Genomic DNA, 22,030 nt, shown 5'->3' with positions numbered 1-22,030 from the left:
GCGGGTAGGTCGACCGGACGGTCACACTGAATCCGTCACGGTGGATCCGGCTCCCACCTTTCATTTGCCGGTGATCGGGAAAGCGATGCGCGTCACTATCGCTGCACTCGGCAGAGCAGCCCGTATCGGCGTGTGTCCCGGCTGTACAGTCCGGTAGCTCGTCGTTTGTTGGCGCCGTTGTAATGTGAACTTGGCCGGATGATGAACTACGTTTCGTTCTGTTTAAATGTGTTGCGTAGCGCCACTTCTGGGAACTCGTCGTTTCCCGCCGTGTGGGAGGCTCGGGAAAGCGACTCGGTCGCGAACGGCGAATGCGAAAGCGGCGTATCTATCGTGCTCAATCAGGACGAGAAAAGCCTCGGAACGGCGACAGTCGGTGCACGTCACCGGGTTTGCCGGCCACCTGCGACGGCGTTCACCGATCCGACGGCCAGGATGCTGCTGGCCAACGACGGTCTGACAACGCCACTGCTGGAGGCATCGCTCGGAACAGCGCTACATATCCGAGTGGTGCACCAGGACGTGGTATCGGCCGATCGTGTGTCGGAGACGGTGGCGCGATCGCTGCGTGTCGACGAGGACTGCAAGGTCGTCGTGCGCCACTCCGGCCTGGTCGATCCGAACCTGGTGCTGGTGTCGATGAATCATGTGGTGGCTGAACAGAGTTCGGCGACAAGGTTCGGCATAGACGGCCCCGGCCCGATCGGTTACCACCTGGTGTCTCGTGGCGTGGCCCATTCCCGCCGCGTGTTGTGGGCGGGCCTGGCTCGTTGGATCGATGGCCGGGCGTGCGTCGCCAAGGCCTATGTGATCGATGTCGGCGGCGTGCCGGTGTGCTACATCAAGGAACGCTTCAACCCGGACCTCATCTCGCCGGAATCGTGCCCGGACGCATCCGGCAGCGGAACCGGCGAACCGGAACCTGTGCTGGTCGACGAGGTACACCGTGATCGGCCGAACGATCCGGGAGTTCCGCCGACAGACAGTGGTAACCGGCCCGCGCTGCACCAGCCGTCCTGGCCGGATGCCGCAGCGGCAGTGCGCAGTACGGACCGGCTCCGGTCGCTGCCACCGCTCGTCGGTGCTGCCGAATGTGAGGCGCTGACGACCGAGTTGGCCGCCGCGACAGCGGGGCGAGCGTTCGTCCTCCAGCTCGGAGACTGCGCCGAGACCTTCGAGATGTCCCACGTGCAGGCGTTGGCCGACAGACAGGCGCTCGCGGCCGCGGCCGCTGCGGTGCTGAGGCACGGATGTGGCATCGCACCGGTCGTGATCGGCCGCGTCGCCGGCGAATACGCGAAACCGCGGTCACAACCGCTGGAGCAGGGCACCGGACTGCACTCCTATCTCGGTGACATGATCAATGGGTATGAGCCCGACGCGGCGAGCCGGACACCCGACCCGAGCCGGATGGTCGATGCTTATTTCCACGCGGCGGCAACGCTGAATCACCTTCGCACCCAGCCGATACCGTCGGCGGACGCGGCGGCGCGGTTGCTTCGGCACGCCGCCGACCTCTGTGATCACCGCGGTCCGGTGCGGTTGCTGCGCGATGTCGCCGACCTCCTGGATCTGGTCACGACCGCATCGGACGGTGGCGGGAACCAGCACGGCCCGCTCATGCGGGTGTCACACGAGGCGCTGCTGCTCGACTACGAGCAGGCCCTGACCCGTCGCGGGCCCGACGGCCGGTGGTGGGACTGCTCGGCCCATCTGCTGTGGATCGGCGAGCGGACCAGGGATCCGGCACACGCGCATATCCGCTTCGCCGAACTGATCAACAACCCGATCGGGGTCAAACTCGGCCCGGCGACCCGCCCGGCAGACGTCGTGACACTGTGCCGCCGCCTCAATCCCAGCAGAGTTCCAGGCCGGCTGACCCTCATTCCACGCCTCGGCGTCGATCGTGTCGCGACGGTGCTCCCCGCACTGCTCGAGGCCGCGGCGGAGACCGGAACGCCGGTGTGCTGGGTCTGTGATCCCATGCACGGCAACACATTCGTGACCGATCAAGGGATCAAGACCCGTCGTGTCGACGAGGTGACCGCCGAGATCCGGGCCTTCTTCGGCGCCTGCCGAGCCACCGGTGTCACGCCCGGCGGCCTGCATCTGGAGACGGCTCCGGAACCGGTGACCGAGTGCGCCGGCGGCTGGCAGCGGCTGCGCGAAGACGAACTCGCCACGAACTACCACACGCGGTGCGATCCGCGGCTCAACGCCGCTCAGACACTGCAATGCGTCACCGTCGCTGTCGACGAACTCGGGTCGTGGCCGGAGTAAGCGGTCACGGAAGGAAATTTCGGAATGTCGATCGAACACCACAACTCGCCCAGCCTTTCTGCGCGGCAAACGAATTCGTCCCGCATGCGAACGTCGGCACACATCGCCGCCGCCCTGATCGCCGGACTGGCACTCGCCTTCGGACCAACCCCGGTCGTACGGGCCGACGACGCGGTCACCATCTGCCAGGTGGATGTGTCGGCACCCGCTCGGGAACAAACGGTCCGGGTTTCCGAGGTCGAAGCCACGGCCCTGCTGGCGGTGACGCCGGCCTATTCCGGTCCGTGCGCGGAATATGGGCAGAGCGCGAATCTGGGCAGTGGCCGGATCATCGCCTACTCCCAGACCGACAGCGCCGGAACACCATTGGTGATCGGGATGGCCGCCACCGACAGCGCCTACGCCGCACTGCCATACGACCCGCCGTCAAGCGGATTGTACTGTTACGACAAGGACGCCGACGGCGCTGTCGATCCCCACCACGAGTGCGCCGGGGGCCACGAGAACGCGCTGCCGTTGCACGAGAACTTCACCCGCCGAGACGACATACCGTTCACCTATGTGCTGGCGAACTGGAACCCGCACGGCCATGTCCCGCCGGGCGTATGGGACACAGCTCATTTCGACGTCCACTTCTATCTGAACGACAACCCCGACCGGCTGGCGATCCGCCCCGGCCCCTGCCCGCAGCTGACGGCCTGTGCCGACTACGCACTCGGCAAGAACCTGCCCGCCGCGAAATACCGGCCGCCGAACTACACCGACCTCGACGCGATCGAGCCGGCCATGGGCCAGCACTTGATCGACAAGACCACCCCGGAATTGAACGGCGGCGCGTTCACCCACACCTTCATCTACGGCAGCTGGAACGGCGAGATCACCTTCTACGAGCCCATGGTGAATCTCGATCACTACAACGCGCTGCGCTCCGGGGCGATCGGGGACACCTGCACACCGATCGAACAGCCGCGGGCGTGGCAGCGAGCCGGCTGGTATCCGACCCGGTACTGCCTGCGCCATCGCGCCAACCGATCCGAAACCCTCACGACCCTGGAGGAATTCGTCTATCGCCAGGCAAGCTGAGGCAGGTCACACACGGCGGAAACGCGTTCAGCCGAGCGTCCGCTATCGCACCGAACTGGTACTCCGGTATCCGACCCCGATCACACGAGGCTCGTCGAGAGTCTCAACGTCCTCGATTCGAGAGGAGTCCGCGCGCACGCAGACTCCCCTCGGACCGGCCCGACTCGAACAGGCAGCCACCCTCTCCGAACTGCGGGCGCATTCAATTTGGGGCGGCTACCACGGCAGCGGGCCGTCCTCGCTGAAGAATCCTCCTGTCGGGCCGTCCTCGCCGAGGGTAGCCATCCGCACCAGGATCGCGGCTCCTTCGTCCACGGTGAGAAATCCCGTGTGGTTGTTGCTGTCGGTGTCCACATAACCGGGAGCCACGGCATTGACCAGGATCCCGTCCTTGCGTAGTTCGTTGGCGTAGTTGACGGTGAGCGAAAGCAGAGCGGACTTCGACGGCGAGTACGCGGCCGAAGGCAACAGCGCCGCGAACGGACCGTCCGGGTCGCTGAACAGGGTCAGTGAAGCGGCGTGGCTCGCGACATTGACGATGCGCGGTGCCGGTGACCGGCGCAGCAGTCCCAGCATGGCATTGGTCACTGTGATCACTCCGAAGACGTTGGTTTCGAAGACTTTTCGGACCATGTTCAGCTCGACGGTGCTGGGGATCTGGTCGACGGCGTCGCTCGGGTCGACCAGACCGGAACCGCTGATACCCGCGTTGTTGATCAGGACGTCCAGGCGCCCGAGGTGCTTCTCGATCCACTGCGCCGCTGCCTGGACCGTAGCCGCGTCGGTGACGTCCAGGGTGAGTGCGTGCGCTGCGCCGCCCGCCGAGCGGATCGCTGCCGCGGCCTCCTCTCCGCGCTCGAGATCCCTGGCGCCGACCACTACTGTCATTCCCAGCGCGGCGAGCTGCCCGGCTGCTGCCCGGCCGATCCCCTTGTTGGCCCCGGTAACCAAGGCGATTGCGTGCTCTCGAGTAGTCATGGCGGCGTCCTCACTTGCGTTGGATGTTGAACGCACACAAGATGCCGGCGGGCCGAGGTCTGTGACACCGCTGTTGCGTGGCTTGGCTCACACCGGGGTCGCTCACCCGACCACCTCCACGACACCCGCACTTCGGCAGATGCAGACATTCCGAACCGGGCCTGCTCCCGTCCGCCGCGGCTACACCGACTACCCGCCCCTCGTCGATACCGACAGGCGATAGCCGCCGCTCGCGGTAGTCCCCGGCGCATATGCCGATCGCGTTCGGTGGTGCTGCATGATCCTTCAGAACTATTAGTGCGCAATGTTTTTCATGGGCATCAGCGTCGGACACCGGCGACCGGGAGTCAGCAAGTCGGCGGTCAAGAACGCGTTGGCGGCTCTGTCGAGGGTCGTGGATCAAGCCGTGCGCGATGAGGTGATCGACCGCAACCGCGTCGAGGCCGTTGGCTGGCAAGGCCGATACGAGCGGCACGAGGACGAACTCGATGATCCGCGGCCCCTGGCGCTCCCGGACTGGTGGGACGTTGACCAGACTGCGTCGGCATGACATCAGGCATGCCGGTCTCACCCTGGTTCGCGGACGCCGACGTCCCGCTGCATCGGCTCCAGCAGATCGCCGGACATACCGATCCGCGGATCACCCAGCGGTACCTACACCCGGATATCGGGGCGCTCCAGAACGCCAGCAACCTGCTCTCGATTCACCTGCGAGCGCCCAACGGTCCCCAACTGCATGTGGTGTGAGAAATGCGAAACCCTCTCCGACCCAGGTCGGAGAGGGTTTTTCGCTGTCGGGCTGACAGGATTTGAACCTGCGACCACCTGACCCCCAGTCAGGTGCGCTACCAAGCTGCGCCACAGCCCGTTGCGCTCGCTTTCGCGAGTGCTCGATGAGATTACCTCAGGACCCCCTGGTGTCACCAAATCGCCATGGTGGTGGGGTCAGTCGAAGGTTTGGACGAGTTTGCCTCGGGTGTGGCGGGTGGAGAGTTCGGTGAGGGCGGCGGGGACTTCGTCGAGGGTGAGGGTTCGGGTGACCATGGGGTCTAGGTCTTCCTCGGCGACCAGGGCGAGGAGGTCGCCGAGCATGATGGCGAGGTCGGCGCGGGCGCGGTGGTCGCCGTAGCCGTGGGCGGCGCCGAGGGCGATCTCGTGGACGGACGGGGCGAGGGTGAACGGGGGGACGGCGGCGAGGTCGGGGCGGCCGGCGACCGCGGCGAGGCCGCCGCCGTGGACCAGCAGGGCGAGGTTGGCGGTGGCGGAGGTGGGGCTGACGGTGTCGACCACACGGTCGACGCCGCGCCCGTCGGTCAGTTCCCGGACTCGCGCGGCGACGTCCTCGGTGCGGTAGTCGATGACGTCGGTCGCGCCCAGGTAGCGGACGTGATCGGCGTTGTGGGCGGAGGCCGTCGTGAGCACGCGGGCCCCGGCCCAGGAGGCGAGTTGGACGGCGAATCCGCCGACCCCGCCGGCGCCGCCGGTGACGAGCACCGTATCGCCGCCGGCGACCTGTAATCGCCGAAAGACGGCTTGGTAGGCGGCCATTCCCGCGCAGGGCAGGGCGGCCGCGGAGGCCGAGTCGACGGAGTCGGGTATCAAGGCCACGGTGAGGACGTCGGCCAATGTGTATTCGGCGAGGCCGCCGGGTCGGCGCAGGTCGCCGTGGTAAGCGACGCGTTGTCCCGCACGGACGGCCGTCACGTCCTCCCCCACCGCGTCGACGGTCCCGGCGACATCCAGGCCGAGGACGTGCGGCCACGTCCAGTCGAGATGGCCCACGGCGGCGACCTGGTAGTCGACGGGGTTGAGACCGCAGGCCTCGACCCGGACCCGCACCTGGCCCGGACCCGGTTCGGGCACAGGCAATTCGGCGAGACGCAGCGTGTCGGGAGGGCCCGGCCGATCCAATACGAGGGCGCGCATGGCCGTACCGGGCGTGCTCACACCACCGCCCGGTCGCTGTCCCGGCGCGGGCCCGAACCTGTCCCACGGGTGTACTGGGGCGCCGTCACCGCAGGTGCGGACCGGTGCGGCAGCTCGACGGCCGCGGGCGGCAGCGGGGGCTCGGACACGGGATTCCTTTCCACGGTTGATCCGTCAGCAAGCCTAGACAATTCCTCCGACGAATCAGCGAACCCACAGGTCGACGGCCCTGTTCGACCGCCGCCCCGGCCTTCCCAAAATATTCCTTGACACGAATATTCTTCGTAGTGAATACTTTGCGTCATGGAGCAGATCGCATCAGCACTCGGAGACGGCGCCCGCTGGCGCATCGTCGAGCTCCTCGCCGAACGGCCCCGGTCCGTCGGCGAACTGGCCGAACTCACCGGGCTGCGCCAGCCGCAGACCACCAAGCACCTGCAGACGCTCGGCCGCGCGGGCCTGGTCACGGTCACTCCCCTGGGCCAGCGCCGCATCTGGGCGGCCGAGGCGGCACCGCTGCGCGACTTCGAGGAGCGGCTGCGAGAGTTGATCGACACCGTCGAGGCGAACGCCGGCGAGCGCGATGTCGTGACCCGCTACCAAGCCGCCATCGAAGCGGAAACCGCTCGCGCGCAACAGGATCGCTGGGCCGACGGGCGCACCTTCGCCTTCGACCGCGTATTCGCCGCGCCGCGCAAGGTCCTCTGGCGGCACTGGGCCGACCCGGACCTCCTCGCGTCCTGGTGGGCTCCGCCGTCGATGACCATCGTCGACTGCGCGATCGACCCGGCCCCGGGCGGCCGCGTCGTCCTCGACTATCGCGACGCCGAGGGACGGTACCGCTCGGAGGGACAGGTCCGCGCCGCGACGCCACCCGATCATCTGGCGTTCGATCTCGCGGTCCTGGACTCGGTCGGCGCGGTCTCGTTCACCGGCCACTACGACTTGGCATTCACCGACGTTCCCGAAGGCACCCGGCTGCGGCTGGACCTGCGGATCACCGATACGGCCGTCGAGGCGGTCCCCTTCATCGCCGGAATCGAAACCGGCTGGGGCCAAGTCCTCGACAAGCTCGCCGACACGGTCGGCACTCCCCGAAGCAACACCCCCGACACACCGAAGGAAGCACAGTCATGAGCAACTCGACCGAACGCAAGGTGACCGCCAACATCGCCCTGACCCTCGACGGGCGCTACAGCGGCCCCGGCGGGCCCGGCGACATGGGCGCGATCGTACCCTACGCGGTCACCGAGGTGGCACGCAATCACCTCACCCGCATCTGGGAGAACGCGACCACCGCGGTCCTCGGCAGACTGAATGCCGAAGGGTTCCTGGGATTCTGGCCCACGGTCGCCGCGGACGACAACGCCGATCCGCGAGACCGCGGCTACGCGAAATGGCTGGTCGACACGGAGAAGGTGGTCCTGTCCACCACGTTGACCGACGCGCCGTGGGAGCGCACCCGGATCGTGAACGCACCGGCCGCCGATGTCGTCACCGAGCTGAAAGCCACCGGCTCGGGCGACATTCTGGTCAACACCAGCGCCAGCGTCATCAAGCCGCTGCTCGCGGCCGACCTGATCGACCGCCTCTACCTCCTCATCACCCCGGAGATCGCGGGCGGCGGTGCGCGGCTGTTCGACGATGGCCTGCCCGCCACGAAATGGGCACTGGCACACCAGGACACCGGCGACCTCGGCGAAGTCGCCCTGGTCTACGACCGTGTCCGCTGAGTGCCGGTCACGCTCGCGCACGCGGTGGATGATCTTCCCGTGCGCGAGCGGCCGGGCTCACGCATACTCCCCTTATGTCGGACTACGACGAGTTCGGGTTGTTCGCCGAGAACGCGGCCGAGGCGGGTCTCCCGTGGACCGGTCCCCCGCGGGTGCGGCGGGTCTCGATCGAGATCGGGGCCGGGCGCCGGGTCAGCGGGCTGCACTGGGGCGAGGGAGAGCCGGAGCTGGTGCTACTGCACGGCGGCGCGCAGAACGCGCACACCTGGGACACGGTGGCACTGGCGTTGCGGCGGCCGCTGCTCGCTCTGGATCTGCCGGGCCACGGCCACTCCGACTGGTGGACCGATCACCTCTACACACCGCAGTTGCTGGCGGAGGCGGTCGCCGCCGCCGTCGCGACCGCGGCGCCCCGAGCCGCCGCGGTTGTCGGCATGTCTCTGGGCGGGCTGACCGCACTGCGCCTGGCAGCCCGGCACCCGGACCTGGTGCGGCGGCTGGTCGTCGTGGACGTGACTCCGGGCGCGGGCGACAATCCGGGCAAGACCGCGGCGGTGGTCACATTCGTCCAGGGCCCTGTGGATTTCGCGTCGTTCGACGAGATCCTCGATCGCACCGTCGAGCACAACCCGGGACGGTCCGTCTCGTCGCTGCGCCGCGGCATCCTGCACAATGCGCGGCAACGCGAGGACGGCCGCTGGGTCTGGCGATACGACCGGATCCGTCCCACCGCGGACGGCACGTTCGACCTCACCGCGCTGTGGGACGACGTCGCGGCCGTGCGGGCGCCACTGCTGCTGGTGCGCGGTGAGCGCTCGCCGGTCGTGGACGACGCCGATGTGGCCGAACTGCTCCGCCGCCAACCACGCGCGCGGGTCGTGGTGGTCGACGGAGCGGGGCATTCGGTGCAGGGCGACCGCCCGATCGAATTGGCCCGGCTCATCGACGATTTCACCGCCGACTGACCGGGCCCGGGGCGAGCTACTCCGCGTACAAGGCGGCCCGCAATGCCGCAACGGCTTGCGCCACAGCGGCTTTGGCGGCCTGGGTGTCGTGCATCGAGTTGACCATGACGAAGTCGTGGATGATGCCGCCGTAGCGGGTCTGCGTCACGGGGACGCCCGCGGCGCGGAGCTTGCCCGCGAACGCCTCACCCTCGTCGCGCAGCACATCGGCCTCGGCGGTGATCACGACCGCCGGCGGCAGCCCGGCCAGCTGCTCGGTGGTGGCGCGCAACGGCGATGCGGTGATCTGCGCGCGATCCGCCGCGCTGGGGGTGTACTGGTCCCAGAACCATTGCATCCCTTCGCGAGTCAGGAAGTACCCGGTCGCGAACTCGTGGTAGGAGGCGGTGTCGAAGCCGGCGTCGGTGACCGGATAGAAGAGCACCTGCCGGCGGAACGTGACGTCACCACGCTCCTTGGCCATGAGGGTCAGCGCGATGGCCATATTGCCGCCGACCGAGTCGCCCGCGACCGCGAGCCGGGCCGGGTCGAGCTGCTTGCCGGCGCCGTGCGTGGTGACCCACTGGGCGACGCGGTAGGACTGCTCGTTGGCCACCGGGTAGCGGACGTCGGGCGAGCGGTCGTACTCGGGGAACACGACGGCCGCGTGCACACCGACGGCGAGGTCGCGCACCAGCCGGTCGTGAGTGTGCGCGTCGCCGAAAACCCAGCCGGCGCCATGGGTGTAGAGGATCACGGGCAGAGTTTCGGTGGCACCCCGCGGTCGCACGATCCGGGCCCGCACCGAGCCGGTGGGACCGCCCTCGACAGTGACCCACTCCTCATCGACGTCGGGCTTGAAAATCGGTGTGTCCTGCACCGAATCCACGGCCTTGCGGCCCTCCTCCGGCGGCAGCTGGTAGAGGAACGGGGGCTCCGAGGTCGCGTCGACGAACTCCTGCGCCGCCTGCTCCAGCGAGATTCCCAGCGGGTTACCTGTCATCGTCGTTTCCTTTCGGTCATCGGGACAACACCGAGTCTGCGCCGGGGCATCGGCCCCGCGCCCCTCCCCACGGGACGGGAAAGCACCCGTTCAGGACACCGCGGCCGCGACCTGCGTGCCGATCCCGGACGCCGAACCGGTCGACCGGAACCGCTGCTGGTACTTGCGCGGCGAGATACCGAGCCGGGTCATGAACGCCCGCCGCAACGCCTCGCTGTTACCGTAACCGGCGATCATCGCGGCGTCGGTCACGCTGCGTCCGGCGTGCAGCATGTCGCGGGCGACGCCGAACCGGATGAAGGCCACGTACTCCGCGGGCGAATGCTCCAGCTCGGTGCGGAACAAGCGGGTCAGATGCCGGACGCTGACCTGGGCGTGCGCGGCCAAGGTCTGCACCGTGTGCGGGAACGCCGGATCGGCACAGATCAGGTCGACAACCTTACGAACGAGCGGACTGCGCGGCACCGGCCCGGTCAGCGACGCCGAGAACTGCGACTGCCCACCGCCGCGCTGCATGTACACCACCATCAGCTGCGCGACCCGCCGCGCGACATCGGCGCCGAAATCCTCCTCCACCAGCGCCAGGGCCAGGTCCACTCCGGCCGCGACGCCGGCCGAGCTGTACAGGTTGCCGTCCCGGACGAAGATCGCGTCGGGCTCCACCGCCACAGCGGGATACCGCCGCCCGAGATCGGCCGCGAACTTCCAATGCGTGGTGGCGCGCCGGCCGTCGAGCAGACCGAGTTCGGCGAGCACGAAGGCGCCGCTGCACACCGAGGCGAGCCGGCGCGTGTTCCACGAGAGATGCCGCGCCGCCGCCAGCACCTCGGGCGTCAGGAACTTGGCCGGTGGCAGTTCGCTGCCCGGGATGACGATGGTGTCGAACCGTCCGGCCTGGGTGGCGGCGCCGCTCACCTCGATCCGGGCGCCGATCGAGGTCTGCACGCTCGCCCCGTCCGCCGAGATCAGTACCACCTCATAACCCGGGGCGGCCTGATTCGCCTCGACGAACACCTCCGCGGGACCCGCGAAGTCGAACATCTTCACGCCGTCGAAGACCAGGATGCCTATGCGGCGGCGGGGCGAGTCGGTTGACATGACCACCATCATTCTGGAGGCGCGCCTCCAGAACAAGTAATGTGTGCCGTCTCGCATCGGATTGCTACGGTGAGCGCATGGGACGGCCGCGACAGTTCGATGAATCGAGCCTGCTCGATGCCGCGACCGACCTGTTCTGGACCCGGGGGTTCGACGACACCTCGGTGGACGACGTGTCGCGGACCGCCGGTGTCGGCAACGGCAGCATCTACGCCGCGTACGGCAACAAACGGGGCCTGTTCCTCGCGGCGTTCGAACGCTACTGCGAGCACCGCGCCCGGTTCGTGCGCGAGGTCGTCGCATCCGCGCCCGGTTCCGCCCGCGACGCGGTGCGCGCGCTGCTCGCCGCGATCGTCGACGACTGTGCGGCACAACCGGATCGGCGCGGCTGCCTGATGCTCAACAGCATCGCCCAACTCGGCAACCGCATCCCCGAAGTGATCGGGATCGGCGCCCGGACCACCGCGGCCATGGAGCAGGGTGTCGCCGAACGGCTGCGCCGCAGCGCCCGCCGCGACCTGCCGGAGCCCGATCTCGCGGCACACAGCGCCAATATCGTGGTGGTGGCGCAGGGCCTGATCCACCTGAGCCGCTTGGGAACCCCCCGTCCGCGACTGCTCGAGATCGCGGACGTATCGGTCCGGACACTCCCCGGAGCCTGGGCCGATCGGGACTCGTCGGCGGTAAGGTAGCGCAGCATTACCGCCCGGCGTTCGGCGGGAAACGCCTTGCATACCAACGCTTCCCAGTGAGGCCTAGCGTTGCCCCGCCGCGAGATTCTCGTAATACGCGGCCATCCCCGGGTAGTAGTCGGCGAAGTCGGGCTGTGGCGCGCCGTCCCGCGCCGCTCCGAGCAGGTCGAGGTAGTACTCCCACCCGGGCCCCACGTGGTTCACCTGAGCGATCTCGTCCTCGGTGAGCAGATGATGAACGAACCGCAACTCCGTGACGCCCGCCGCCTCGCTGAGCACCAGCTCCAGCCGCCACGCGCCGTAGTCGTCCACGGCGGATACGCCGAGCCGGTGCGGCGGATCGCAAGCGTCGATGCGCATATCCATCCACGGCTGCTCCTCCTCGAAAGCCATCTGCACCTTGATGGTCCGGCCCGGACCGGGCTCGCCCGTCCATGGACCGAACCATCGGGCCGTGCGGTCGGACTCGGTGACGCTGGCCCACACGTCATCGATGGGAGCGCGGTAGGTGCGGGTGAGCACCAGGTCGCGGCCCTGTTCGGCGGCCAGCAACCGGCCGGTGGGTGTCGGGGTCATGCGGTCTCCTCCTTGTGCGATTCGGCTGCGGGACGGGTGGCGCGGCGCTCACGACGGGTGCGGTACACCTCGGTTTCCAGCGCGTCGAGGTGCTGCGCCCAGCCCGGCCGCGCCGCGAAACTCGTTATCCAGTCCGCGATTTCGGCCAGGGGCGCGGCGTCGAGCAGGTAGTACCGCTGCCTGCCGACGAGTTCGTCGTGCACCAGGCCGCTCTCCCGCAGCACCCGCAAGTGCCTGCTGACGGCGGGCCTGCTGATGTCGAAGTGCTCGGCGATGGCCCCCGCCGTCAGCCGGTCCTCACGCAGCAGTTCCAGGATTCGTCGCCGCACCGGGTCCGCGATCGCCCCTGCCACCTCGTCCACACCGAAAGCGTAACCAAGTGGTTACAAATTGTCCAGCCCGGCCGAGACCCCAGAATGGGACCATGACCGATATCGAACGTTTTCGAATCGACGTCCCCGACGACGTGCTGACCGACCTGCGCCGACGCCTGGCCGACACCCGCTGGCCGGAGGCCGAGTGCGTCGACGACTGGAGCCAGGGGATCCCGCTGGCCTATACCCGGGAACTCGCCGATTACTGGGCCACCGAATACGACTGGCGGGCACGGGAATCGGCGCTCAACCAATTCGACCAATACGTCACCGACATCGACGGACTGCCCATTCATTTCGTCCACCAGCGCTCACCGCACCCCGACGCCTTCCCGCTGATCATCACGCACGGCTGGCCCGGTTCCATCCTCGAATTCGGCAAAATCATTGCGCCCCTGACCAATCCGACAGCGCACGGCGGACGCGCCGGGGACGCCTTTCATGTCGTCTGCCCATCGCTGCCGGGATACGGATTCTCCGGGAAACCGACGACCACCGGGTGGGACACGAGCCGCATCGCCGCGGCCTGGGAAACATTGATGGCCCGGCTCGGCTACGACCGATACGGCGCCCAGGGCGGCGATTGGGGCGCCGCGGTCACGACGGAGATCGGCCGCAACGTCGGGCACTGCGTCGGGATCCACACCAATATGCCCATCGCCACGCCCACCGAGGCGGCGCTGCGCAACCCCACCGAGGCCGAACGCGACGCGCTGGCCGCCCTGAAGTACTACCGGCGCTGGGATTCCGGATATGCCAAACAGCAGTCCACCCGCCCGCAGACCATCGGCTACGGCCTGCTCGACTCACCGGTCGCGCTACTCGCCTGGATCGTGGAAAAATTCTGGTCGTGGACCGACTGCGACGGCCACCCCGAGAACGCCCTGACCCGAGACGAAATCCTCGACAATGTAACCCTGTATTGGATCACCGGCACCGGAGCCTCCTCCGCACGCCTGTACTGGGAGAGCACGGCCGCGTTCCGCCGCGGCACGCAAGTCGAAATCCCTACCGGGATAGCCTCTTTCCCCAAGGAAATCGGCCGCGCCCCGCGCTCCTGGTGCGAACCGAACTACAACATCACCCATTGGACCACGATGCCCCGAGGCGGCCACTTCGCCGCCTTCGAACAACCGGACCTCTTCACCACCGACCTCCGCGCCTTCTTCGCCACCGTCCGTTGACGGCGGTCGCGTGACATTCGACACGGAACAAACTCTCCGGTCCGAGCCGTTACTGTCACAGCATGATTCAGCGCGGCCACGGATCGGGACAGCGGGGACCAGTGAAGGACACGATCGCATGACGACAATCCGATACCCGGGCGCCGAATCGGTGGAGGAGATCACCTCACGGTTCATGCTCTCGATGCCCGGCGGCATGATGCCGATGCTGTGCGGATTCCGTTACGACGGCGCCAGTATCGCCGCCGACTTCGTGCCGGCCCAGCTGACCGAGGACCACTCCGAACTCGACCCGCATCCGATCCATGCCAGCGCCGCGCAGTTGCGCCGCAATCTGGGCTCCGACATGTTCGGCTTCGGACTGGTGTTCATCGTCTTCGCGGACCAGCTGGACGGCCGCGACGAGAACCGGCACATCCCCGCGCAGATCCACACCGCCGCCGAACAACTGCCCGGCGCCGACGACCTGATCGCCGCCGTCACCATCGACGCCACCGGCCGCCAGTGGTGGGCCGTGGTGCCGCGGCACCTACAGGATCTGGAGCCGGTCCGGATCCACGTCCCCTCCGCGCCGCGCGAGGATTGGCAGATCCCCGACAACATCACCGCCTGGCTGTGGATGGCGGCATTAGCGCTGGATCAGTCGAACCGGCCGCGCCTGCGCCAGCTGCTCGCCGAGCCGGAGGGAAATTCCGGCGGGGCAGCGTCGTTCATCCTCTGACGCATTCCCGGCGGCGAGCCGAAGACCGCGACGCCATGGCCGTTCGCCGCTCGGGCGAAGCGCCTTACCTACGTCGGATCGGTGTGGAATTCCGAAAGGCCTTCGCTGGCACGGAGTTTGTCGGCCATGACGGCGAGCAGATTCTGGGATTCCGCGGAGAGGTCGAAGGCGCGACTCGAGAGCCGGCGCAAGTTGTATCCCCGTAGTTGCGAGAGCAGTTCCAGATCGTGGTCGACGCGGGCCGCGTAGACATCGTCGGTGAAATACTGCGGCTCCACCTTGAAGAACTTCGCCAGCGCCGCGATCGTCTCGGCGGAGGGATTCGTGCGTTGCCCGGAGCGCAGCTGCGAGAGGTAGGGCTTGGAAACCGGCTGGCCCGCCGCGGCGAGATTGGCCGCAACCTCGGCATTGCTGAGCGGCGGGCGTCCGGGAGGATGAACAGTGGCGAACAACTTGTTCAACCGATCCGCAAAACTCGCCATGATCCCCGCAAACTCCTAAGCTCATTTTCGCAATGCCGTCCCGGCCACGCGCGGCCGTTGTGCACGACCACTCGCGCGCGAGGCTGTAGCAGTGAAAACTACGCTCTCGGCGAAGATCCCGCTACCGAACTGTGGTAGCGCACAAGTATTCCGGCCTCGGTTACCGGTCCGTATCCGAACCGTTCACGCGAACGCGGATCGCAAGCCCGTACGGCAACCGGGGCCGCACAACGGAACCGACCGGCGCGGCACCGCCGCACCACCGCCCGATTCGACCGCTTCGGACCTGACCGGCCACGTCACGGCGGCGCGACCCACACTTCGAATGACACGCCGCGAATCCCTGTTACGTCCCACAAATGGGAACGGATTCGTAATTATCTTCGCGGCGAGCTAGCGTTACGTCACATACATTCTTGCGAGCATTGGAGGGGTTACCGTATGGCAAAGAAGGTCATCGTCGAGCTCGTGGACGACTACGACGGCAAATCCAAAGCCGAGGAGACGGTTCGCTTCGGCATCGACGGCGTGGAGTACGAAATCGATCTGTCCGTCCGCAATGCGGGCAAGCTCCGCAAGGTGTTCGAAGAGTGGATCGAGCCGGCCCGCAAGGTGGGGCGAATCCCCAAGGGCAAGAACAAGATCGCCGCCCGGCCGCGTAACGACAGCGGCCAGACGGCGGCCATCCGCGACTGGGCCCGCAAGAACGGTTACAACGTCTCCAGCCGTGGCCGCGTCCAGGCGGACATCATCGAGGCGTACAACAAAGCCAGCTGACGTCGCACACCGTCACGAACGCGCTGCCGGGCCGGACAAGCCCGGCAGCGCGTTCGTCATTCGGTAACGAAGTTCGCGTACCGCCCTCAGGCCGGGACGGCGTCCAGACTCAAGGTAGCGGCGATGGCGTTGGCCAGTTCCTCGCCCTTGACCTCGAAGTGCCGGGCGAAATAACCCACATGCTCGGCGTGCTCGTGGAAATGGTGCGGGGTGAGCACCGCGGAGAACACCGGCACATCGGTGTCGAGCTGTATTCGCATGAGCGCGTCGACCACGGTCGCCGCGACGAAATCGTGCCGATAGATGCCGCCGTCGACCACCAGCGCGCACCCCGCGACGGCGGCATAGCGGCCACTGGCGGCCAAACGCTTGGCGCGCAACGGGATTTCGAACGCGCCGGGTACCTCGATCACCTCGACATCGGCGAATCCGCGCTCGGCCAGACCGGCGCGGCAGGCCGCCACGGCCCGGTCGACGATGTCGGCGTGCCAGCGGGCGGCGACGAGTGCGATGCGGTGGGAAGCGGGTGACATGGGTTCCTTACCTTTCTTCGTAGGTGGCCGAGCCCGCATCCAGTGGGTGTCGAATCACCTGGGAGTGGCGGGTATGGCTTTCATGTTTTTGCTGAGGTTCATGGCCGAGGAGGATTGGCCGCCCGCCGCTCCACGACGACCCGACTGCTGATTGAGAAACGCGAACCGATCGCTGTGTAAGGACACGACAGCGTGGTCGTCGGCCATCCGAACAACCAGTGCGAACCTGATGGAGGTGGTTGTGCCGCAACAACTGTGGGTGGGAATCGACGCGGGAAAGACGGCGCATCACTGCGTGGTGATCGACACCGACGGCACACGACGGTTCTCGCGGCGGGTCGGCAACGACGAGACCGAGCTGACCGGGTTGATCGACCAGGTCACGACACTGGCCGACGGCGCGGACCCGACGTGGGCGATCGACCTCAACCACGGCGGCGCGGCCCTGTTGATCACGTTGCTGCTGACTCGGGACCAGCGGCTGCTCTACATCCCCGGCCGGGTCGTGCACCACGCCGCCGGCAGCTACCGGGGCAACGGCAAGACCGACGCCAAGGACGCCGCGATCATCGCCGACCAAGCCCGCATGCGCCGTGACCTGCAACCGTTGCGTGCCGGTGACGAGATCGCGGTCGAGCTGCGCATCCTCACCGCGCACCGCACCGACCTGTCGTGCGACCGAACCCGGGCGATCAACCGGCTGCGCGCTGCTCTGGGCGAGTATTTCCCCGCGCTGGAACGCGCTTTCGACTACAGCAAGTCCCGCGCCGCGCTCATCCTGCTCACCGGCTACAACACCCCCGACGGACTGCGTGGGCTCGGCCGTGACGCACTGACGCAGTGGCTGCGAGACCACAAGGCCCGCAACGCAGCCACGGTCGCGGCCACCGCTGTCGCCGCTGCCGATGCCCAGCACACGCGAGTGCCCGGACAGCAGGTCGCCGCGGCCATGGTGGCGCGGCTGGCGAAGGAGGTGATGCGGCTCGATGACGAGATCGGTGACACCGAAACCGTGATCGAGCAGCGATTTCGCCGCCACCGCCACGCCCGGATCATCCTGAGCATGCCCGGCTTCGGGATCCTGCTCGGCGCGGAGTTCCTCGCCGCCACCGGCGGCGACATGGCCGTGTTCGCCAGCGCCGACCGGCTCGCCGGCGTCGCCGGCCTGGCACCAGTGCCCCGCGATTCCGGGCAGGTCAGCGGCAACCTCAAACGCCCCCGCCGCTACGACCGCCGCCTGCTGCGCGCATGCTTCCTGGCCGCCATGGTCGCCACCCGGCACGACCCAGCCTCGCGCGCCTACTACAACCGGAAGAAGACCGAAGGCAAACGCCACGTCCAAGCCGTGCTCGCACTGGCCCGCCGACGCCTCAACGTGCTGTGGGCAATGCTGCGAACCGGAACCCTCTACCAAGCCCCCGCACCGGCGACAGCCACCGCCTGACCACATCAGCGGTCCCCACACCACTTCGAGTCACTTGACAACTTCATTGAGAATCCTCCTGTTCGCGATGTCACCCAGGGCATGGCAACGCGAACAGGAAACACCCGATGGGCGCTCCGAGGCCGCGTTCTCTTTCATCCGGACTGTGACCGTCGGCTCCGGGATCGCACCGGAATCTGCTCGTCCCACGGCAGCCGCCGTGGCGCTCGCGGGCTCGTGCATCCGGACCGTCCGAATGCCATCACCGCCGGTGGGGAATTTCGCCCCGCCCTGAGAACGTGTACGCGCGGACAGTAACAAGCCGGTCGAAGTCCGCGCAACAAACGCCGGACCGGCGGCTACGACGTCACCAGCGTGGTCTGGACCGGGGTCCTGCCGGTGGTGAGATCCAGCACGGGGCAGTGGGCGTCGACGGCGCGCTGCAATTCCTCGTAGCGTTCCGCGGGCTCGGGCCCACTCACCCGCACCGTCACCCGGACGGACCGGAAGCCCGGCCGGACACCGTCGTCCAGCCCGAAGAAACCGCGGACGTCGAGATCGCCCTCGGCATCGACGGACAGGTCGTCCACCGCGATCCCGAGCTGCTGGGCCCAGAACCGGTAGGTCACCACCTGACACGCGATCAGCGACGACAGGTACACCTCGACCGGATTGGGCGCGGTGTCGGCGCCTCCGAGCGCGGGCGGCTCGTCCACGCGCACGGTGTGCTTGCCGAGCCGGATCGCGCTGCCCACCGTGCCTTCGGGCGTTCCGGCGGCACGGAACACCACGAGCGCCTGCGCCGGATCGGCGGCCACCGCGGTGGCGGTGGCGTCGACGATGTCGTTGAGCGGCGTCTCCGTATCGGCTGTCATATCGGTGATGCTAGGAGCCCGCCCGGTCGCGGACGATGGTTGCGCTCGCCGTGAACTCAACGGTGGAAATCGTTGCGGCAGCACGGCGCCCGCGGCGGCCGGCTCACTGTGGCGCGGGCGGGCTTTCGATGTCGGCGACGACGACGGTGACGTTGTCGGAGCCGCCCGCGGCGAGCGCGAGGCCGATCAGCCGGTCCGCGCACTCGTCGACGCCGGCGAACTCGCGCAGGGTCTCGGCCAGGGTCGAGTCCTCGACGAGGTCGGTCAGGCCGTCGGAGCACAGCAGGTAGCGGTCGCCGATCGGCGCCTCGTGGAAGGTCAGGGTGGGGGCGATGTCGGCGCCGGTCGCCGCCTGCAGGATCACCGACCGCCGGGGGTGCGAGGCCGCCTCGGCGCTCGTCAGGTGGCCGGCATCGACCAGCGACTGCACGAAGGTGTCATCACGGGTCATCCGGGACAACTCGCCGCCGCGTAGTCGGTAGCCGCGCGAATCGCCCAGGTGCACCAGGCCGAAGCCGTTGTCGCCGAACAGCATCGCCGTGACAGTCGTGCCCATGCCCTCGAGCTCCGCCGTCGCGGCGGCGCGTTCGCCGATCGACGCGTTGCCGGCGTGGACGGCCGCGTCCAGCGCCGCCACCGGATCGGCGTGCGCCTGCTCGTCCAGCGGGGTCAGGGCCGCGACCATCAACGCCGAGGCCACCTCCCCACCGGCATGCCCGCCCATGCCGTCGGCCAGCGCCAGCAGCCGCGCCCCGGCATACACCGAATCCTCGTTACCGGTCCGGACCAGACCACGGTCGCTGCGCGCCGCAGCACGCACCACGAAACTCACCACCCGACCACAATGTCAGAACAACCGTCGGTCCGCCGCAGCGACGCCGCGGTTTCGCCCGTCCGATTCGATCCCGGCCGTCCGGAGCGGGCGGTCGGATTGCCTATACTGCGGTCGGCACGCAACGATTCCCGCTACGCCGGCAGGCGGCTCGGGGCCCTGGAGGACGAGTCTCGATGTGGTGGTTCATCGCTACGGCCGCCCTGCTCGCCGCGGCCGGGGCGGGCATGTTCCAGTTGCATCGCACCCGGGGGCGACTGGTGGCGATGACCGCGGCCGATCGGTTGTCGATCCCCGAATTGGAGCAGTTCCGCGAGGTTTCCGACGAACTGGGAGCCCGCGGCGGCTTCCGGCGGATCAGCGAGGTCGCGGGCGCGGCGCATCCGCACCCCGACGGCCCGTTGCAGGCCGAACTCTCGCGCGCCGAGTGTGTCTGGTATCGCTACCGGGTCGAACGGCACTACGAGGAATTCCGGTACCGCGACGGGAAACGAGAACGCAAGCGCCGCACCGAGAAGGTCGCCGAACACACGTCGTGGCAGGGCTTCGCGGTGATCGACGACGAGGGCCGCACCCTCGGCGTGGACCCCAACGGCACCGAGCCCGATCACGCCGTCAAGACCGTGGACCGCTTCGAGCCACACCGCGATGGTAATTCCGCCGACCTGCTCGGCGGGATTCTGGACCGGGTACTCGGCGGCGGCGACGGCACGATCGGTTACAAATACACCGAATGGATCATCCCGGTCGGGCAGCGGCTCTATGTTCTCGGCGAGGTGCACGACCGGATCGGCCCGCTGGTGATCGGGAAACCGAGCGGGAACGGGCATTTCGTCATCTCCACTCGCACCGAGCAGCAACTGCGGGACGAGGCGGCCACCCATCACGCCCGGTGGCGAATCGTAGTCCTGGCGGGGGCGCTGCTGGGCCTCGTCACCCTGGTCGCGGGAATCGTCGACATCGTGATCTGAACACGCGTCCGCGCCGGGCCGCGGTCTTCGCCCGGAAACGGCATTCGCGACACCCGGATGACTTCCACTTAGCGGCGCACCGCGGGGATGCTTCCGGATGACATGAACGCAAGTGGAACACTGGCTGAATGGTCGAGTCGCCCACGCAGTCTCACGCTCGGGTGGAGGAGAGCCACCGGGCCCACCCCGTGCTGCGCAACGTGGTCCGGTACGGATACCTGATGGCGTTGATCGGCGCCGTGCTCACCGGTCTGATTCCGGGCAGCCGCCTCACCGAGGCCGCGTGGATTCTCACCGGCATCGCGGCGTTCCGGATCGACCGGCCCTGGCGCGAACACCTGCGCATGCTCGTGGACTGGCTGCCGCTGATCGGTGCGCTGCTGGTGTACGACTACACCCGCGACATCGCCGACAAGCTCGGAATGCCGCTGTGGATGGACGAACTCGTCGCCGTCGACCGGTGGATGTTCCACGGGACCGTCCCCACCGTCTGGCTGCAGGAGCATCTGGCGGGCGGCGGGCAGCCCTGGTGGACGCCGGTCGTGGGCATCGTCTACACCACCCACTTCATCGTCCCGTGGCTGGTGGCGGGGATCTTCTACCTCTACTCGCGCCCGCTGTGGACGCGCTACATGCGCCGGATCCTGCTGCTGTCGTACCTCGCGCTGATCACCTACATCCTGGTGCCCGCCGCGCCGCCGTGGTACGCCTCCCGCGAGGGCGCGATCCCCGAGGAGGTGCGCCGCATCTCCGGTTTCGGTCTGGGCGTGGTGTCGCCCGATATCAGCGCGCAATGGCTGGAGTCGCACGGCAATTTCGTCGCCGCGCTGCCGTCGCTGCACGCGGGATTCGCTCTCCTGGTCACCGTGACCCTGTGGCCGCTGGCGCGCAGGTGGTGGCTGCGTATCCCGCTCGCGGCGTTCCCGGCGGCCATGGCCTTCACCCTGGTCTACGGCGGCGAGCACTACGTCTTCGACATCCTGCTCGGCTTCGCCTATGTCGTGGTGACCATCGCGCTCGCGCGGCTGTGGGAACGCCGCCGGCCGATTCCGGAGGCACCGAAATCGGTGCGGCCGGAACCGGCCGGGGTCGGCAGCGCGCCGGGAGCCTGACGACAGTGCTCAGTCCTCGGCGACCAGCACGGTCACGTCGATATTGCCGCGGGTGGCGTTGGAGTACGGGCAGACCTGATGCGCGCGGTCGGCGAGTTGCTGCGCGTCGTCGCGGGACAGGTGCGGGAGGGTGACCTCGAGGGTGACCTCCAACTGGAAGCCGCCCGCGTCGTTCGGGCCGATGCCGACCTTCGCGCCGACGGCGGAGTCGTCGATGTTCGCCCCGGCCTGCTTGCCGACCAGCCGCAGCGCGGAGTGGAAGCAGGCGGCGTAACCGGCCGCGAACAACTGCTCGGGATTCGTGCCCTCGCCGTCGCCACCCATCGACTTCGGGGTCGACAGATTCACGTCGACCTTGCCGTCGGTGCTGCGGGCGTGCCCGTTGCGGCCGTCGCCGGTGGCCAGCGCTTCGGCGGTGTACAGCGTCTTCATC

The 22,030-nt window shown here is 68.0% G+C and carries 26 protein-coding genes, 1 tRNA gene and 1 riboswitch; of the genes, 14 read left to right on the top strand and 13 right to left on the bottom strand.

The features are described from left to right. Positions 1 to 435 precede the first annotated feature (435 nt). Together ACFMRZ_RS00410 and ACFMRZ_RS00405 are read left to right on the top strand one after the other, a co-directional pair. Positions 436 to 2,280 carry a 3-deoxy-7-phosphoheptulonate synthase gene (locus ACFMRZ_RS00410; protein WP_400177393.1) on the top strand — a complete coding sequence of 615 codons (1,845 nt, stop codon included), beginning with the start codon at positions 436 to 438 and terminating at the stop codon, positions 2,278 to 2,280. Between the two features lie 84 nt (positions 2,281 to 2,364). Continuing rightward, on the top strand, positions 2,365 to 3,363 hold the full coding sequence (locus ACFMRZ_RS00405) for a hypothetical protein (RefSeq protein WP_400177392.1): 999 nt from the start codon (positions 2,365 to 2,367) through the stop codon (positions 3,361 to 3,363). A 216-nt stretch (positions 3,364 to 3,579) separates the two neighbouring features. Here ACFMRZ_RS00405 and ACFMRZ_RS00400 read toward each other — a convergent pair whose 3' ends face one another. Next, positions 3,580 to 4,341: an SDR family oxidoreductase gene (locus ACFMRZ_RS00400; protein WP_400177391.1), complete on the bottom strand. Its 762-nt coding sequence runs from the start codon at positions 4,339 to 4,341 to the stop codon at positions 3,580 to 3,582. 313 nt (positions 4,342 to 4,654) lie between these two features. Between ACFMRZ_RS00400 and ACFMRZ_RS00395 the strand changes: the two genes are divergently transcribed. Beyond that, entirely contained in the window at positions 4,655 to 4,891 is a 237-nt protein-coding gene (locus ACFMRZ_RS00395) for a hypothetical protein (RefSeq protein ID WP_400177390.1), read from the top strand. Next, positions 4,888 to 5,088, top strand: coding sequence for a hypothetical protein (locus ACFMRZ_RS00390; protein WP_400177389.1), 201 nt, complete (start codon positions 4,888 to 4,890; stop codon positions 5,086 to 5,088). The genes ACFMRZ_RS00395 and ACFMRZ_RS00390 overlap by 4 nt, the downstream gene beginning before the upstream one ends. A gap of 47 nt (positions 5,089 to 5,135) precedes the next feature. On the opposite strand, the gene ACFMRZ_RS00385 is transcribed toward ACFMRZ_RS00390, so the two are convergent. The 3 genes from ACFMRZ_RS00385 to ACFMRZ_RS00375 form a co-directional block, all read right to left on the bottom strand. Next, positions 5,136 to 5,209, bottom strand: a tRNA-Pro gene (locus ACFMRZ_RS00385). Positions 5,210 to 5,286: 77 nt separating this feature from the next. Continuing rightward, positions 5,287 to 6,288, bottom strand: a complete 1,002-nt coding sequence (locus tag ACFMRZ_RS00380; RefSeq protein WP_400177388.1) for a zinc-binding dehydrogenase — start codon at positions 6,286 to 6,288, stop codon at positions 5,287 to 5,289. Beyond that, entirely contained in the window at positions 6,285 to 6,416 is a 132-nt protein-coding gene (locus tag ACFMRZ_RS00375; RefSeq protein ID WP_280275186.1) for a hypothetical protein, read from the bottom strand. The genes ACFMRZ_RS00380 and ACFMRZ_RS00375 overlap by 4 nt, the downstream gene beginning before the upstream one ends. Positions 6,417 to 6,570: 154 nt before the next feature. On the opposite strand from ACFMRZ_RS00375, the gene ACFMRZ_RS00370 reads away from it, so the two are divergent. From ACFMRZ_RS00370 to ACFMRZ_RS00360, 3 genes are all read left to right on the top strand, one after another. Then, complete coding sequence (locus tag ACFMRZ_RS00370; protein WP_400177387.1) at positions 6,571 to 7,404, top strand: metalloregulator ArsR/SmtB family transcription factor; 834 nt, start codon at positions 6,571 to 6,573, stop codon at positions 7,402 to 7,404. After that, positions 7,401 to 8,000 (top strand): dihydrofolate reductase family protein, encoded by a 600-nt coding sequence (locus tag ACFMRZ_RS00365; protein WP_400177386.1) that lies wholly within the window; start codon positions 7,401 to 7,403, stop codon positions 7,998 to 8,000. Before ACFMRZ_RS00370 ends, ACFMRZ_RS00365 begins: the two co-directional genes overlap by 4 nt. A gap of 74 nt (positions 8,001 to 8,074) precedes the next feature. After that, positions 8,075 to 8,965 carry an alpha/beta fold hydrolase gene (locus ACFMRZ_RS00360; RefSeq protein ID WP_400177385.1) on the top strand — a complete coding sequence of 297 codons (891 nt, stop codon included), beginning with the start codon at positions 8,075 to 8,077 and terminating at the stop codon, positions 8,963 to 8,965. 16 nt (positions 8,966 to 8,981) lie between these two features. On the opposite strand, the gene ACFMRZ_RS00355 is transcribed toward ACFMRZ_RS00360, so the two are convergent. Continuing rightward, positions 8,982 to 9,947 (bottom strand): alpha/beta hydrolase, encoded by a 966-nt coding sequence (locus ACFMRZ_RS00355; RefSeq protein ID WP_400177384.1) that lies wholly within the window; start codon positions 9,945 to 9,947, stop codon positions 8,982 to 8,984. 90 nt (positions 9,948 to 10,037) lie between these two features. After that, entirely contained in the window at positions 10,038 to 11,045 is a 1,008-nt protein-coding gene (locus ACFMRZ_RS00350) for a GlxA family transcriptional regulator (RefSeq protein ID WP_400177383.1), read from the bottom strand. 77 nt (positions 11,046 to 11,122) lie between these two features. On the opposite strand from ACFMRZ_RS00350, the gene ACFMRZ_RS00345 reads away from it, so the two are divergent. Next, positions 11,123 to 11,737, top strand: coding sequence for a TetR/AcrR family transcriptional regulator (locus tag ACFMRZ_RS00345; RefSeq protein ID WP_400177382.1), 615 nt, complete (start codon positions 11,123 to 11,125; stop codon positions 11,735 to 11,737). 63 nt (positions 11,738 to 11,800) lie between these two features. On the opposite strand, the gene ACFMRZ_RS00340 is transcribed toward ACFMRZ_RS00345, so the two are convergent. Both ACFMRZ_RS00340 and ACFMRZ_RS00335 read right to left on the bottom strand, forming a co-directional pair. Then, a complete protein-coding gene (locus ACFMRZ_RS00340; RefSeq protein WP_400177381.1) occupies positions 11,801 to 12,313 on the bottom strand; it encodes an SRPBCC family protein in 513 nt (170 codons plus the stop codon). Next, on the bottom strand, positions 12,310 to 12,675 hold the full coding sequence (locus tag ACFMRZ_RS00335; RefSeq protein ID WP_400177380.1) for a metalloregulator ArsR/SmtB family transcription factor: 366 nt from the start codon (positions 12,673 to 12,675) through the stop codon (positions 12,310 to 12,312). The genes ACFMRZ_RS00340 and ACFMRZ_RS00335 overlap by 4 nt, the downstream gene beginning before the upstream one ends. A 71-nt stretch (positions 12,676 to 12,746) precedes the next feature. Here ACFMRZ_RS00335 and ACFMRZ_RS00330 point away from each other — a divergent pair, with 71 nt between their 5' ends. Together ACFMRZ_RS00330 and ACFMRZ_RS00325 are read left to right on the top strand one after the other, a co-directional pair. Beyond that, positions 12,747 to 13,871, top strand: coding sequence for an epoxide hydrolase family protein (locus ACFMRZ_RS00330; protein ID WP_400182737.1), 1,125 nt, complete (start codon positions 12,747 to 12,749; stop codon positions 13,869 to 13,871). Positions 13,872 to 13,989: 118 nt separating this feature from the next. After that, positions 13,990 to 14,592, top strand: a complete 603-nt coding sequence (locus ACFMRZ_RS00325; protein WP_400177379.1) for a hypothetical protein — start codon at positions 13,990 to 13,992, stop codon at positions 14,590 to 14,592. Between the two features lie 68 nt (positions 14,593 to 14,660). Here ACFMRZ_RS00325 and ACFMRZ_RS00320 read toward each other — a convergent pair whose 3' ends face one another. Next, a complete protein-coding gene (locus ACFMRZ_RS00320) occupies positions 14,661 to 15,074 on the bottom strand; it encodes a helix-turn-helix transcriptional regulator (protein ID WP_280275175.1) in 414 nt (137 codons plus the stop codon). Between the two features lie 441 nt (positions 15,075 to 15,515). Here ACFMRZ_RS00320 and ACFMRZ_RS00315 point away from each other — a divergent pair, with 441 nt between their 5' ends. Beyond that, positions 15,516 to 15,851, top strand: a complete 336-nt coding sequence (locus tag ACFMRZ_RS00315; RefSeq protein ID WP_187683724.1) for an Lsr2 family protein — start codon at positions 15,516 to 15,518, stop codon at positions 15,849 to 15,851. Positions 15,852 to 15,937: 86 nt separating this feature from the next. On the opposite strand, the gene ACFMRZ_RS00310 is transcribed toward ACFMRZ_RS00315, so the two are convergent. Then, positions 15,938 to 16,384, bottom strand: coding sequence for a 6,7-dimethyl-8-ribityllumazine synthase (locus tag ACFMRZ_RS00310; RefSeq protein ID WP_280271722.1), 447 nt, complete (start codon positions 16,382 to 16,384; stop codon positions 15,938 to 15,940). 241 nt (positions 16,385 to 16,625) lie between these two features. Here ACFMRZ_RS00310 and ACFMRZ_RS00305 point away from each other — a divergent pair, with 241 nt between their 5' ends. Then, entirely contained in the window at positions 16,626 to 17,828 is a 1,203-nt protein-coding gene (locus ACFMRZ_RS00305; RefSeq protein WP_400177378.1) for an IS110 family transposase, read from the top strand. Between the two features lie 122 nt (positions 17,829 to 17,950). After that, a riboswitch (FMN riboswitch) is annotated at positions 17,951 to 18,110 on the bottom strand. Positions 18,111 to 18,166: 56 nt separating this feature from the next. Here ACFMRZ_RS00305 and ACFMRZ_RS00300 read toward each other — a convergent pair. Beyond that, entirely contained in the window at positions 18,167 to 18,682 is a 516-nt protein-coding gene (locus ACFMRZ_RS00300; RefSeq protein WP_280271721.1) for an OsmC family protein, read from the bottom strand. Positions 18,683 to 18,785: 103 nt separating this feature from the next. Next, positions 18,786 to 19,517 (bottom strand): PP2C family protein-serine/threonine phosphatase, encoded by a 732-nt coding sequence (locus tag ACFMRZ_RS00295; RefSeq protein ID WP_400177377.1) that lies wholly within the window; start codon positions 19,515 to 19,517, stop codon positions 18,786 to 18,788. A 173-nt stretch (positions 19,518 to 19,690) separates the two neighbouring features. On the opposite strand from ACFMRZ_RS00295, the gene ACFMRZ_RS00290 reads away from it, so the two are divergent. Next, the gene (locus ACFMRZ_RS00290) at positions 19,691 to 20,485 is read left to right on the top strand and encodes an E3 ubiquitin ligase family protein (RefSeq protein WP_280271720.1); all 795 of its coding nucleotides are present in this window, start codon (positions 19,691 to 19,693) and stop codon (positions 20,483 to 20,485) included. Between the two features lie 128 nt (positions 20,486 to 20,613). Beyond that, positions 20,614 to 21,597: a phosphatase PAP2 family protein gene (locus ACFMRZ_RS00285; RefSeq protein ID WP_400177376.1), complete on the top strand. Its 984-nt coding sequence runs from the start codon at positions 20,614 to 20,616 to the stop codon at positions 21,595 to 21,597. 9 nt (positions 21,598 to 21,606) lie between these two features. On the opposite strand, the gene ACFMRZ_RS00280 is transcribed toward ACFMRZ_RS00285, so the two are convergent. Then, positions 21,607 to 22,029, bottom strand: a complete 423-nt coding sequence (locus ACFMRZ_RS00280) for an organic hydroperoxide resistance protein (RefSeq protein ID WP_280370325.1) — start codon at positions 22,027 to 22,029, stop codon at positions 21,607 to 21,609. Between the last annotated feature and the right edge of the window lies 1 nt (position 22,030).

Source organism: Nocardia sp. N2S4-5, from assembly GCF_044628355.1.
Taxonomy (GTDB): domain Bacteria; phylum Actinomycetota; class Actinomycetes; order Mycobacteriales; family Mycobacteriaceae; genus Nocardia; species Nocardia wallacei_B.
The sequence above is the reverse complement of the archived record's forward strand: the minus strand, read 5'-3'. Positions and strand labels throughout refer to the sequence as shown.

Bases quoted from the DNA above. Each gene is read 5' to 3' on its own strand.
- ACFMRZ_RS00410 (WP_400177393.1), top strand. From the start codon at position 436: ATGCTGCTGGCCAACGACGGTCTGACAACGCCACTGCTGGAGGCATCG.
- ACFMRZ_RS00405 (WP_400177392.1), top strand. From the start codon at position 2,365: ATGCGAACGTCGGCACACATCGCCGCCGCCCTGATCGCCGGACTGGCA.
- ACFMRZ_RS00400 (WP_400177391.1), bottom strand. From the start codon at position 4,341: ATGACTACTCGAGAGCACGCAATCGCCTTGGTTACCGGGGCCAACAAG.
- ACFMRZ_RS00395 (WP_400177390.1), top strand. From the start codon at position 4,655: ATGGGCATCAGCGTCGGACACCGGCGACCGGGAGTCAGCAAGTCGGCG.
- ACFMRZ_RS00390 (WP_400177389.1), top strand. From the start codon at position 4,888: ATGACATCAGGCATGCCGGTCTCACCCTGGTTCGCGGACGCCGACGTC.
- ACFMRZ_RS00370 (WP_400177387.1), top strand. From the start codon at position 6,571: ATGGAGCAGATCGCATCAGCACTCGGAGACGGCGCCCGCTGGCGCATC.
- ACFMRZ_RS00365 (WP_400177386.1), top strand. From the start codon at position 7,401: ATGAGCAACTCGACCGAACGCAAGGTGACCGCCAACATCGCCCTGACC.
- ACFMRZ_RS00360 (WP_400177385.1), top strand. From the start codon at position 8,075: ATGTCGGACTACGACGAGTTCGGGTTGTTCGCCGAGAACGCGGCCGAG.
- ACFMRZ_RS00355 (WP_400177384.1), bottom strand. From the start codon at position 9,947: ATGACAGGTAACCCGCTGGGAATCTCGCTGGAGCAGGCGGCGCAGGAG.
- ACFMRZ_RS00350 (WP_400177383.1), bottom strand. From the start codon at position 11,045: ATGTCAACCGACTCGCCCCGCCGCCGCATAGGCATCCTGGTCTTCGAC.
- ACFMRZ_RS00345 (WP_400177382.1), top strand. From the start codon at position 11,123: ATGGGACGGCCGCGACAGTTCGATGAATCGAGCCTGCTCGATGCCGCG.
- ACFMRZ_RS00340 (WP_400177381.1), bottom strand. From the start codon at position 12,313: ATGACCCCGACACCCACCGGCCGGTTGCTGGCCGCCGAACAGGGCCGC.
- ACFMRZ_RS00325 (WP_400177379.1), top strand. From the start codon at position 13,990: ATGACGACAATCCGATACCCGGGCGCCGAATCGGTGGAGGAGATCACC.
- ACFMRZ_RS00320 (WP_280275175.1), bottom strand. From the start codon at position 15,074: ATGGCGAGTTTTGCGGATCGGTTGAACAAGTTGTTCGCCACTGTTCAT.
- ACFMRZ_RS00315 (WP_187683724.1), top strand. From the start codon at position 15,516: ATGGCAAAGAAGGTCATCGTCGAGCTCGTGGACGACTACGACGGCAAA.
- ACFMRZ_RS00310 (WP_280271722.1), bottom strand. From the start codon at position 16,384: ATGTCACCCGCTTCCCACCGCATCGCACTCGTCGCCGCCCGCTGGCAC.
- ACFMRZ_RS00300 (WP_280271721.1), bottom strand. From the start codon at position 18,682: ATGACAGCCGATACGGAGACGCCGCTCAACGACATCGTCGACGCCACC.
- ACFMRZ_RS00290 (WP_280271720.1), top strand. From the start codon at position 19,691: ATGTGGTGGTTCATCGCTACGGCCGCCCTGCTCGCCGCGGCCGGGGCG.
- ACFMRZ_RS00285 (WP_400177376.1), top strand. From the start codon at position 20,614: ATGGTCGAGTCGCCCACGCAGTCTCACGCTCGGGTGGAGGAGAGCCAC.
- ACFMRZ_RS00280 (WP_280370325.1), bottom strand. From the start codon at position 22,029: ATGAAGACGCTGTACACCGCCGAAGCGCTGGCCACCGGCGACGGCCGC.